This is a genomic window from Algoriphagus sediminis (genome assembly GCF_030403435.1).
Classification (GTDB): domain Bacteria; phylum Bacteroidota; class Bacteroidia; order Cytophagales; family Cyclobacteriaceae; genus Algoriphagus; species Algoriphagus sediminis.
This window is the reverse complement of sequence record NZ_JAUEPH010000001.1, coordinates 364,271-376,874: the sequence shown is the minus strand read 5'-3', so window position 1 is coordinate 376,874 and position 12,604 is coordinate 364,271. Positions and strand designations below refer to the sequence as shown.

The following is a 12,604-nucleotide window of genomic DNA, read 5'->3' as shown; positions in this document are numbered from 1 at the left end:
CTTCCAAAAGTTCAATGCAACTTTAAGTTATGGTGTCTTTAAAGATGCTTTAATTAAATCTTCTAATGAAATTTCTCCATCGGTTTTTTTAAGCACCTTATCTAAATTTTTTTCCGCAGCAGCTTTTGGAAAACCTAGCGTAATTAACGCTTGTAACGCTTCTTGGCGTATTTTATTGTTTGGATTTAAAAATCCTGTCGAGATTTGAGTATTACCGGAATCAGATTTGCCGATTTTATCCTTCAGCTCTAAAATTATGCGCTGGGCAGTCTTGGCTCCTATGCCTTTTACTCTCTGAATTAGGCCCACATCTCCAGCTAAAATCGCATGTTCAATCTCCTCGGTGCTCAGGGAAGAAAGTACCATCAGTGCGGTATTCGGTCCCACTCCATTAATGCTCAGCAAAAGCAAGAACATAGCTCGCTCACCTTCTTCTTTAAAACCAAATAGGGTATGAGAATCCTCTTTGATATGAAGGTGAGTGAGCAGTTTAATTGATTCCTGATCCTTAATCTTACTGTAGGTCTGGAGAGAAATCTTCACTAAATACCCCACTCCACTTACATCAATGATGACGTATGTAGGATCTTTGAACGCTAGTTTTCCTTCCAGATACGCAATCATCCCTTTCCTTTGGTTTGTGCGTCTACTACAGCGATGGCTACCATATTCACGATTTCGCGAATTGAACTGCCCAGTTGAAGAATATGAACAGGTTTGTTCATTCCTAGCAAGACCGGACCGATGGCTTCTGAACCTCCAAGTTCGGAAAGTAACTTGTAAGCAATATTTCCAGAGCTAAGATTTGGGAAAATAAGAGTGTTTGCTCGCTTCTTATTCAAGCTCGTAAATGGATAAATTTCCCGCTGAATCTCTTCATTGATTGCTATGTTGGCCTGCATTTCACCCTCTATAATCAAATCAGGGTATTTTTCTTTAGCAAGCTTTGTCGCCAATGCTGTTTTACTAGGAACATCTCCTTTTGCAGAGCCAAAGTTTGAATAGGACAGGACAGCAATTCTTGGTTCTACATTAAAGAACCTCACTGCATCCGCTGTTTGACCTATAATGTCTACTAAAGCCTCTGCAGTCGGGTTTTGGTTTACTGTAGTATCAGCAAAGAAATAAGGACCCCTTGGAGTATTCATTATGTACATACCTGCCACACGATTCAGCCCTGGATTCACTCCGATAGTATGAAGCGAAGGCAAAATCGTCTTTGGATAGTCTCGAGTCAAACCTGAAATAAATGCATCTGCCTGTCCAGTTTCTACCATCATTGCACCAAAGTAGTTTCTTTGGGTCACGAGTCGATGAGCCTCGATAGAAGTCATACCCTTTCTGTGACGTTTCTGATACAGGATTTCACCGAATTTGTGAACCATCTTAGTTTCCTCAAGTGGATCGATGATGGTGGCATGATCTAACTCAAGTGAATTCTCTTCAATTAATGCAAGTATCTTCTTTCGGTTTCCTAAAAGAATTGGACTTCCGATTCCTTCATCCCGAATGATTTGAGCCGATTTGAGAATTTTTGGATTATCTGCTTCCGCAAATACCACTTTCTTGGGATCCTTCTTCGCTCTGGCTATAACCACAGACATTAATCGTTGGTCAATACCGATTCTTTCCTGAAGTTCTACCTCATATGCATCCCAGTCTTCGATTGCTGTTTTAGCTACGCCCGAGTCCATAGCTGCTTTGGCTACGGCAGGAGCGATGGTCGTGATTAGTCTTGGATCTAACGGCTTTGGGATTAAATACCATCTTCCGAATCCGAGATTATCCGAACCATAGGCTTTATTCACCATATCAGGAACGGGTTCTTTGGCGAGTTTAGCTATTGCTTTGGCCGCAGCCAATTTCATTTCTTCATTAATTCCAGTGGCTCTGACATCAAGCGCTCCACGGAATATGTAAGGAAAACCCAGGACATTGTTTACCTGGTTAGGATGATCTGATCGTCCGGTAGCCATGATGATGTCCTTACGCGTTTTGATCGCCAGATCATAAGCGATTTCAGGATCTGGATTTGCTAAAGCAAAAACGATCGGATCTTTAGCCATCAGTTTCAATTGATCCGGAGAAACTACATTTCCGGCTGAAAGCCCTAGGAAAACATCTGCATCCGTAAGTGCCTCTGAAAGAGTCCTGATGTCACGATCACTGGCAAATTCTCCTTTAATCGCATCAAGATTTTCCCGATCCTTTCTGATCACACCTTCTTTATCGCACATGACGATATTTTCCCGCTTCACCCCGAGGGACATATAAAAACGAGTACAAGAGACAGCGGAAGCTCCAGCACCATTCACAACAAGTTTGATCTCCTCGATTTTTTTATCGACTACCTCAAGTGCATTAATCAAAGCTGCTCCAGAAATGATTGCAGTCCCATGCTGATCATCATGCATGATCGGGATATTCATTTCCTTTTTAAGGGTGGTTTCGATTTCGAAACACTCGGGAGCTTTAATGTCCTCAAGGTTTATCCCGCCGAAGGTCGGCTCTAAAGATTTGATGGTTTGGATAAGCTTTTTTGGATCCTTTTCATTGATCTCAATGTCGAAAACATCAATACCAGCAAATTTCTTGAAAAGTACCCCTTTACCTTCCATCACGGGTTTTGAAGCGCTGGCACCAATATCCCCCAATCCGAGGACTGCAGTACCATTACTAATTACTCCGACCAGATTTCCTTTGGCGGTGTATTTATAAACATTTTCTTCGTCAGCTTCTATTTCCTTACAAGGCTCCGCTACTCCAGGAGAGTACGCCAAAGCAAGGTCCATTTGACTAGAAAGAGGTTTGGTAGGAACAACCTGGATCTTACCTGGAGTGCCTTGAGTATGGTAATTCAAGGCATCCGATTTACGAATTTTAAGGGCCATAAAAGGTCTAAATTGGGTTTAAGCCCCTTGGTCTTCCGAATAGCTAATGTCGGTTTTAAGCAAGATAGTCTCTATTTCACGAAGAGCATCTCTGTGTACTTCATTAGGGTAGTACACAAATCCCTCCATGTAATAGAGTCGTCCCTTTTCTTCATCCACCATGAAATATCCTAAATAGGACCCCCCCATGCTTAGATTATTCGTTTTCCAAGGCGCTCTTAATTCGACAGTAAAATTATCATTTATCACCATGTTTCTGAACGCTGGGACGATTTGTTTTTCAGTTACCATAAATGATGTTGGATCTTCCGGGTCGCCAAAGATGTGTTTCCCTGCGATAGAATCTCTGAGTTTCAGGATGTTTTCAGGGAAAGTCTGCTCTTCGCTCACATAAGGGGCAGAATAGAAAAATAAACTTATATCCGGTCGATTGGCACTAGGAGTAGGCTGTCTTAGCCAAAGGAAATCCTCTTCTGATTTGGCAATTTGATAGGATGCGGGTACTTCAATTGCTATCCCTAGATTATCACGAGCTGCCACTGCAGCAGCTGAGTTTTTTCTGGATAAAATGGCTTTTTCAAGACGTCCTCTTGCTCTGACTTCAAAGAGGTTTTGAATTTTTGCCTTATTCTTTTCTAGATTCGCAATTAGCTCTTCTTCATTGTTGCCAAATAAGTACAATACATCCTGACCAATTGCATATTCGTCCTCTATTCTCAGGGAGTAAAGGCCTGGGTCTGAAGCAGCTCTTTCTTTGGATTCCTTAGTGAATTGTGCATTTACCGCCTGTGAGGCGCCACTCTTGTCATCAAAAGTTGTCACATAAATAATGTTGGTGGACATTTTTAGCATGCGATTCATGGCTCTGGGATCCACTCTATGTACATTGAACATAGTTTCAGAGCGAATCATGCCGGGAATGTCTTGTAAGAAAATTTCCCTGAGTTGATCTCCAACGGGGCCTGCCCATTTAGCAGAATCTATCGCCAGCATAATTTCCCCGATTTGCCCTCTTGCCCTTGGTTTTGTGCTATCCGGACGATCAGCTGAATCGCAGGAAAAAAGAAATGCAATTAGCAGTAGTGAAGGAATAATATTTCTTAACAGTCTCATGATAAGCCTTTTTAATTTTGCTCTAAATTAACGGAAAATACCGTTTGCCATCTTTGGCAAAGGTTAAAGAATTTGAAAATCGAAATTCAAGTTGTGAATTATCCGATCACAAGTTTTTGGCCAGGTTTGATACTATTCGAGCTGAGATTGTTGATACGCTTGATATCTTCTACACTCAAGCTAGAATGTCTTCTGGAAATAATCCAAAGTGAGTCACCAGGCTGCACAATGTAGGTTTTGTTTCCATTGTTATCCGTAGTAGCTACTGTTCGATTCGGTGGTGAGTCAGTTTCTATGTATAATTTTTGGCCAACGCGGATAAGGTTTGAAGAGAGGTTATTCCAATATTTGATTTCCGAAACAGTCACCCCATGCCTTCTTGCAATTGACCCCAAAACATCTCCTGATCTCACCCGATAGGTGAGTGGTTCCCGGTTTGGCATTCCTGGATTTTCCTCGTTCCAAAGGGAGGCTGAAGCGATCAGGTTAGTAGGCTTATTTGCTAGGGAATCTCCAATCCATGAAAAATTCTCTTCTAAATAGGCCATTCGGGCTTCAGGAATTCTTATGGCCATTGTTTTATTGGTCTCAGGAACGAAGCGACTCTTAATGGATGGGTTAAGGGCTTCAAGATCTGCTACGCAAAGCTCAGTAAGTTCAGCCAGTTTTTCCAGATTAAAAGCTTTGTTCAATCGAACTTCTCTGGAGGCCACAGCATATGTTGGATCCTCGAGGTGAAGATTATGCTCATCCAAATGATTCAAGAGGTATAACATGGCCTGAAACTGAGGCACATATCCTCTGGTTTCTCTCGGAAGCCAGCGATAAATTTCCCAAAAGGTCTTTTTGCCTCCTGACCTTCGTATGGCCTTTCTAACATTTCCTGGCCCACAATTATATGCAGCCATGGCAACTTCCCAGTCGCCAAACATTCGGTAAAGAGACTTCAAATATTTAGCCGCAGACTCTGTAGCCTTTACAGGGTCCATTCGATCATCTATATCTCTATTGTAGCCCATTCCATACATGCGGCCCGTAGCAGGCATAAACTGCCAAAGCCCCATAGCACCTACGCGAGATCTAATTTGTGGATCAAGGCCTGATTCGATTATAGATAGGTATTTGATCTCTATTGGCATATCATGCTTCTGCATGATGGAATCAAACATCGGAAAGAAGAGATCTTTCCTTTCCAAAACCATTTTGGTGTAATCCCGATTTCTAACCGCGAAATAATGAATGAAAGCGAAAATTCTTTCATTCAATTCAAACCCCATTTCAGAATCCATTGCGTTGATTCTTTCTTTGACCATGTCATAGGTGAAGTCGGGGATAAATTCGTAGTGATAATTTGCTGTAAGTAGCTCTTCTTCAGGATCTATTTCTTGATCCGGGTTTTCAAATTTGTTTTCTACTGTTTGGGAAAATGTAAAAATGACTGGACATAACACAATAATGAATGCAGCTACCGTCTTTCTTCTCATTATCATCTTCATTTTTCTTGAGCAGTTAATTTCATTAAATAATCACTGAAGGCATAGAGCTCAGCTTCTTTGAACGAATTCGAAATAATCTGTAGCCCAATCGGCATTCCATTAGAATCTTCACCATTTGGAATCGAAATCGCGGGAGTTCCAGATACCGAAGCCTGTACGGTGTACAAATCCTCCAGGTACATAGCCACAGGATCACCACTATGCTCCCCAAACTTAAACGCAGTAGTTGGCGTGGTCGGCATAATGATATAATCATATTTTCCGAAAAGCTCCTCGGTCTGCTCTTTAATCAAGCGTCTGACTTTCTGTGCTTTAGTGAAATATGCATCATGATAACTAGCGCTGAGAACGAATGTTCCCAACATAATTCTTCTCTTTACTTCTTCACCAAAACCTTCTGCCCTTGTTAATTTGTACATACTCTCGAAGTTATGAGCATTTGGAGTTCTATATCCATATTTTACTCCATCAAACCTGGAAAGGTTGGCACTTGCTTCTGCCGTGGTCAATATATAATAAGTGGGCAATACATACTTAAGTAAAGGGAAGTCGGTTAATTCTACCGTGTGACCCTCCCTTTTCAGGTTTTGAATTACTTCCTCAGTTTTAGCTCTAATTTCCTCTGAAAGAGCTTCAGAATCCAAAGTTTCCCTTAGGCAAGCAACTTTTACTTTCCTTGTTAGGTTGAGCTCTTGGCTGTATTTCGGGACTGGGGTTTGACTTACAGTACTATCTTTCTCATCCTCTCCTGCAATGACTTCCATTATCAATGCATTATCACTTATATTCCTGCTGAAAATTCCTATCGTGTCAAAGGAGGATGCATAGGCAATTAATCCCCACCTGGAAATTCTAGAATAGGTTGGTTTCATTCCAACCACACCCGTGAAAGCTGCTGGCTGCCTTACCGACCCACCCGTGTCAGTTCCTAAAGAAGCCATACATAGCCCTGCTTGTACAGCAACGGCCGAGCCCCCGGAAGATCCACCTGGAACTCGTTCGTGGTCCCTAGCATTTAATACAGGGCCATGAACCGAATTTTCATTGGAACTACCCATTCCGAATTCATCGCAATTCAAACGCCCAATGATAATGGCGTCCTCCTGGATGAGTCTTTCTACGGCGGTACAGGAAAATTGAGATTGGAACCCCTCCAGAATTTTGGATGAGGCATTGACTTGGTGGTCTTTGAAGCAGAGAACATCTTTAATGCCTATGACCATTCCGGCCAGTTTCCCTGCTTTTCCCTCTGAGAGTTTTTGATCTATCTCTTTGGCTCTAGCCAAAGCATAGTCCTTATATACTTCAACGAAGGCGTTTAAATTCGCCTTCGTTTCAATTTCTTTTAAATATTTGCCGACAATTGAGCGACAATCGATCTCCTTGTTTTTGAGTGATTGCGCTATGGTTTCAAATGTGTCGTGCGTTTCCAATTAAGGTTAAGCTTTCTTTTGGTCCTTATCCTTAATTCCCTCTTCTAAGTCGTTCTGGATATCCTTAGTGGCATCCTTAAATTCTCTGATCCCCTTACCTAAGCCTCTTGCCAGGTCTGGAATTCTTTTGGCACCAAATAAAAGCAGGATGATCAGTGCAATAAGAATGATCGAGCCTGGACTCATATTTTGGAAAAACGCTAGCGTGTTCATGATGTTCATTTTTTATAAATGTAGAGCAAAGATAGAATAGTAACTCACTTCGCCCAAAGAGTTCTGGCCTGCCGGCCTATCTTTTTTATGAATATACGAAATTTGTACTATTTAGGTGCGATCCAAGTGGCAGGATTCATTTTTGTCAAACCTTTCCAGGTCTGAAAATGAACTTCAGCTTGTCCATCAGCTTGGGTGGCCACTTCACCAATGATATCCTTTGCGACTACCTTTTGCCCGGTCTTCACACTGATCGTTTTCAGCTTGCTATACATGGTATAATATTCTCCATGTTTGATGATGATGGTTCCACCGAACCCAGGCATATTGGTGATTTTGGTGACCGTTCCATCAAATACGCTCCGAACGGGTGAACCTTGCTCGGTTCGGATGTCCAAACCGTCATTTTCTATCGTAATTCCCTTTAGGGTAGGATGGGCATGAGTTCCATACTGTTGCGAGACAAAACCAGTCTCTACCGGCCAGGGTAATTTCCCTTTATTTCCTGCAAAAGAACTGGAAAGAGCTGCGGCTTCAGGAGTTAAAGGCATGGAAGAGCCAGTACTTTTTTTGACTGTAGGGTTTTCTTTGGCAGCGGCTGCTTCTGCTAATCTGATTTCCTCGGCAATCACATCCTTAATCATTTGATTTAATTGTGCCTGTTGTTTTCTGGTTTCAGCAATCTGCCTTTGCACCTGTCTTTCTTTCGAAGTAAGCGTGTTTACTACCCCTTGTCGCTCTTGCCTCATAGCCTGAAGCTTGGCACGTTCTTTTTCGGCTTCCGCCAAAACTGCCACCTTTTCATCTTTCTTGCCATCCAGAATAACTCGTTGCTCAGCCAGTTCCGCCGTGAGCTTTTCGATTTGAACCGCTTGTTGTTTTCGGCTATCGGTGTACTGTTTCAGATACCTCAGCCTCATGTAGAGCTGGTTGAAATTTGAGGAACTGAATACAAAAGCCACGATGGAAAGCCCACGGTTCATTTTGGAGGCATTGTAAATCATTCGGGCGTATTCTTCCTTAAGTTCCTTGAGCTCTTGCTCGTTTTGTTTGATTTTAGACTCGGTTTCCTCGATTTCCTGATCGATTAGCTTTACTTCCCTATCCAGAGTATTCACCAGTTTATTTTGTGCCTGGAACTGCCGGGTAATAGCATTCAGCTCACCTATAGTTGCATTTTTGGTGGCCGTAGTTCTTTTGAGAATTTTATCGAATTCCTTCAGTCTCTCCTGTACTTCCCGCTTTTCACTTTCCAGCTGGGCCCGGGTTTTCTTCGTCTGAGCTTGAGTTGGTGCTATCCAAATCAAGCCCGAAAAGATGATTATTAAAATACCGGAAAAAAACCTTCTCATCAGCATCAGAATCTAAACGGAAAGCTTAATGGATCATTGTAAGGAGAAATCGAAATCCATTCCAGATTTACGATTGTGTTCTCAGGTCCCTCTGGGGTCTGATAGTTTAGCTTGAATAGTACATCGATCGGAAAAGGCTGTTCCTCCACATCCTGAAAAGTGGGAAAACTTGCCAGCAAAGAACCCCGGTCATCCAGAGAATTACTGACCAATTCCGAGACTTTACCATGAGTAACATCGATTTTGGAAAAGTAACGAACCTTATCTCTTACCTGAGTCAGTTCAAAATGATCTTTAACTCGGGCCAATCTGTCCTGATATTCGAACTCGAAGGCAGGGTTTGCCCAAAGTACATTTTGGAAAAGATCCAAGGATAGAGAAAGTCCAAAAATGGTTTTGAACTCTTCATAAGTCAGGTTTATGTCATCCCCGCCTATACGATCGTTGATCTGAATTTTTTCTTTGGTGATGAATCCTCGAAAGGCTTCAACTCCCATTCCAGGGGAAATGGTAAACCAAAGAACGGAATCTTTCTTAGCTCTGACATTCACAGTACCTCTGGTTATTTTTCCTGATTCCTCTTCAATTACGATTTTGGCTCTTCCACTCAAGTAATCATAATCAGCTATGACCGGCTCAAAGTCGTCCATTTTAGTGGAGCTGCTATAAAGAGTGGCTTTTTTAGCACATGAGGCTAATGCCAGTATAAAAAAAATTGAGAGCACTCCCAAAAAACGTTTACTCATGGTATTTCTTCTCTTGAATTTTTAAAGGCAGCTTTTCTGATGCCTCCGGACTTCCTTCTGCTTTTTGCCAGTAGGCCAAAGCTTCATTCCTCTTTCCAACATGAAACAATATATCTCCATAGTGCTCAAGCATCACCCCACTGGGTTCTTCTTCCGCTTCAATGGCCCGAAGCATATATTTTTCGGCTTCCTTATATTCTCCCATCTGAAAGAGGATCCATGCATATGTATCAAGGAAAGTGCCATTATCTGGAAATCGCGCAACGACTTTCGCAGACATCTCTCTAGCCTTATCTAAATCACGATTTTCCAAGGATAAAAAATAGGCGTAATTGTTTAAGACTGTTTCGTCATTCGCATCCAATTTTACCGCTCTTTCAAAGTTTTCGAATGCCCTTTCTTTCTCTCCAATGTTATATAAGGAGCTTCCCAGAGTACCTCTCGCTACCTGCTCCAACTGTTCATTTTGGCCTCCATTGATCTCAAGGGCTTTCTCTAAAGAAACCACTGCTGAAGAATCCTTTTGAATCGCCGATTTTACCACTCCGTCATAAAACCAAAAGTCAGGTCGATTTGGGAATTCATCCACTCCCATGATGGTGAATTTCTCCAAGGCTCCCAAATCCTCCGTGATTCCAAAAGAACCTAAAATCACTTCCTCAATTAGCTTTTCATTTTTTGCATTCAAACTCAAAGATTGCTTATAAAGCTCAATTGCTTCTTCTTGGTTGCCATCTTGTTTCGCTCGATCCCCTAAAGCCTTATAGACGAAAGAATCATTCGGGTGAAGTTCAAGCATGGAGCTGGCCAAAGTATCCAGTAGATTATCTCTTTCCTGCGTTCGGATTTCGGATAGAATTGCTTCAAAGGTTCTTGTTTTGCCTTCCGCTTCCAAATCAGGATGTGCAAAACCTTGCAAAAGAAATGGCCTTGCCTGATTCTTCATCCCGGCGTCCTCATAAAGCGAATATGCAGCCATTTGAAGTTCCGGTTGATTGGGGTAGCGCTCTATTTCCTTTAGCACGAGTGCCAAAGCCTCTTGCGAACGATTATTATTGAAAAGAATCTCTACAAGGTTGAGTACATATTTTGGATTGCCTGGCCTGGCTTCAATCAGGGCCTCACCTTCCCGAATGGCTCCTTCCAAATCATTTTTTGAAAGGTAGATCCTTTGCTTTTGGCGGGTGATGGGTTCATAAACACCATAATATTCCTCAGCACGAGTCAATACAACCAAGGCTTTATCCATTTCACCGGCTTGGAGATAAAGTGATGCAAGGTCCAGATTATATTGCTGATTGCTTTCTCCATCCACTGTCAAACTATCCAGAATTGCCGCCGCAGCCAGAGGTTGTTTCAATCCTTTGTAGATTTCTGCCACTAAAAGGGAATAGTACTTGTTTTCTGGATTTAACTCTACAGCAGTATTAGCATAAGGAAGGGCTTCCTGAGGTCTGTTGGCACGAGTGAGGACTTCCGCGATTTTATAGTGAATCGCGGGCTCATTTTCTTCAAATTCCAGAGATTTCTGAAGGTAAAAATAAGCTTTATCCAGATCGCCGAGAACCAGCTGTTTTTCCCCTTCAATTAAATACCTGCTTGCGCTCCGCTCTGCCTCAAGGGCTTTACGCTCTTTTTTGGAGAGTTTTTTCTGAGCAAGAACTTCAGGGCCTGTAAGAATCAGGCAAAAGATCAATATGATCAGCTTGGTAATTTTCACTTTTTAAGGGTGTTTCTCAGTTGCAAACTTAATGCCTTTTATGAAATCAAAGGACTGATTACAAACCTGAGCCATGAGTATTTTGAAGATTAACTGAGAGAAGGGGTAGAAAGATTCAATAAAAAGTTAATTTTTCTTCTTCAGGAAGAGTAAAAGGTCATTTCTCTCTGAAAAATATACCCAGATCAGGATCAATAGGATAATTGAGTTTTTTGCGAGGAAATTAATGAGGTCATTATCTATATCCAGATAGAACCCTGCATAGCTAAATGTAAATCCGAGTAACATATAAACGATTAGCTTCAGGGTAGGATAAGGAATCGGATAGAACTTCTGACCAAAGAAATAACAGATTACTACCATCAGAAAATAGGAACTTAAAGTACTCAGGGATGCGCCTAGATATCCCAGCTTTGGAACTAAAATGAAAATTACAAGAATACTCATGGCCGCACCTGCCAGCGTAATCCAAAGGCTGTAAGATGTCCGGTCGGTCACTTTAAACCAAATGGAAATATTAAAATATACTCCGAGTAGTAAATATCCCATGAGTAGGATAGGCACAATAAAAAGCGCTTCTGAATACCCCGGCTGTCTTAGAAATAGTGGCCCAATCCAATAAAGGTTAACCGAAATGGCAACCATCAAAACGGTAGTGAAAATTACAAAGCCATGTGTCACGCGAGCGTAAAGCTTTGGTGAGTTTGGATCTGAAGATTTTTTAAAGAAGAAAGGTTCGGCTGCATATTTGAAAGCCTGAATGACCAGATTCATCAAAACTGCCAATTTGAAATTAGCTCCAAAAATACCGGTGGCCTGCCGGGAGGTTAATCCTGGATAGAAGTCAGCGGGCAATAAATATTCAAACAGAAGTCTGGAAACAAGATCATTTGTTACACCTGCTAAACCCATGAACAGTAAAGGAAAGGCATATTTCCACATGGGTTTAAGTATGTCTCTATTAAGGTAGAATTTGAAAAAGCCAGCTTTCCACCAAACGAGAGGAATTATCAGGCCATTGGCAAGTAAGTTTGCCAGAAGGATATATTCCACACCCCAATCCGTTCTGTAACCCAAAAATCCTTCCTGAAGCATTCCTGCTTCGATCATTTTTGGAAATCCCACGATCAGGAGAATATTTAGACCTACGTTAAGTGAAATATTTAGAAGCTTTGCGCCAGCAAAAGCCCAGGCTTGATTTCGTAATCTGAGTCTTGCGAAGGGGATTGCCATAATGGCATCAAAGGAAAGTATCAGGGCGACCCATCTGAATAAATAGGCCTGACCTGGATAATTCATCCATTCTGCCAACTTTGGGGCAAGCAGAAAAAGTGTACTTCCCAAAATAAGAGAGGTGGTAAAGAGAAGGCTCTGAGTGGTATTGTAAACTTTGGTGGAATCGAGGTTTTTTCCGGTAGCAAACCTAAAAAATGTGGTCTCCATCCCAAAGGTGAAGACAATGTTCAAAAAGCCTATCAGGGCGTAAATCGTCGTGAATGCACCAATGGCATCCTTACTCAGGAAGGTGGTGTAGACAATGATTAGGAGGAAATTTACCGATCTCCCAAGAATACTGCTTAGACCATAGATGGCAGTCTGACTTGCCAGGCTTTTAAAGTTACTCATTCACGGTGAGCGTA

At 41.9% G+C, this 12,604-nt stretch carries 10 protein-coding genes; all 10 read right to left on the bottom strand.

Annotated elements, in window-relative coordinates; genetic code table 11:
• Positions 1-27: 27 nt before the first annotated feature.
• Complete coding sequence (gene ruvA, locus QVH07_RS01690) at positions 28-624, bottom strand: Holliday junction branch migration protein RuvA (protein WP_289998393.1); 597 nt, start codon at positions 622-624, stop codon at positions 28-30.
• Entirely contained in the window at positions 621-2,891 is a 2,271-nt protein-coding gene (locus QVH07_RS01685; RefSeq protein ID WP_289998392.1) for an NADP-dependent malic enzyme, read from the bottom strand. Before QVH07_RS01685 ends, ruvA begins: the two co-directional genes overlap by 4 nt.
• A gap of 18 nt (positions 2,892-2,909) precedes the next feature.
• Positions 2,910-4,004 (bottom strand): DUF4837 family protein, encoded by a 1,095-nt coding sequence (locus tag QVH07_RS01680; protein ID WP_289998391.1) that lies wholly within the window; start codon positions 4,002-4,004, stop codon positions 2,910-2,912.
• A 98-nt stretch (positions 4,005-4,102) separates the two neighbouring features.
• Complete coding sequence (locus tag QVH07_RS01675) at positions 4,103-5,488, bottom strand: LysM peptidoglycan-binding domain-containing protein (RefSeq protein WP_289998390.1); 1,386 nt, start codon at positions 5,486-5,488, stop codon at positions 4,103-4,105.
• An 8-nt stretch (positions 5,489-5,496) separates the two neighbouring features.
• Positions 5,497-6,933, bottom strand: a complete 1,437-nt coding sequence (gene gatA / locus QVH07_RS01670; protein WP_289998389.1) for an Asp-tRNA(Asn)/Glu-tRNA(Gln) amidotransferase subunit GatA — start codon at positions 6,931-6,933, stop codon at positions 5,497-5,499.
• A gap of 6 nt (positions 6,934-6,939) precedes the next feature.
• On the bottom strand, positions 6,940-7,146 hold the full coding sequence (locus QVH07_RS01665; protein ID WP_289998388.1) for a Sec-independent protein translocase subunit TatA/TatB: 207 nt from the start codon (positions 7,144-7,146) through the stop codon (positions 6,940-6,942).
• Positions 7,147-7,253: 107 nt separating this feature from the next.
• Complete coding sequence (locus QVH07_RS01660) at positions 7,254-8,498, bottom strand: murein hydrolase activator EnvC family protein (RefSeq protein ID WP_289998387.1); 1,245 nt, start codon at positions 8,496-8,498, stop codon at positions 7,254-7,256.
• Positions 8,499-8,503: 5 nt separating this feature from the next.
• A complete protein-coding gene (lolB1, locus tag QVH07_RS01655) occupies positions 8,504-9,244 on the bottom strand; it encodes a lipoprotein insertase outer membrane protein LolB1 (protein ID WP_289998386.1) in 741 nt (246 codons plus the stop codon).
• Entirely contained in the window at positions 9,237-10,964 is a 1,728-nt protein-coding gene (locus tag QVH07_RS01650; protein ID WP_289998385.1) for a tetratricopeptide repeat protein, read from the bottom strand. Before QVH07_RS01650 ends, lolB1 begins: the two co-directional genes overlap by 8 nt.
• Positions 10,965-11,090: 126 nt before the next feature.
• A complete protein-coding gene (locus QVH07_RS01645; RefSeq protein WP_289998384.1) occupies positions 11,091-12,590 on the bottom strand; it encodes a lipopolysaccharide biosynthesis protein in 1,500 nt (499 codons plus the stop codon).
• Positions 12,591-12,604: the final 14 nt, after the last annotated feature.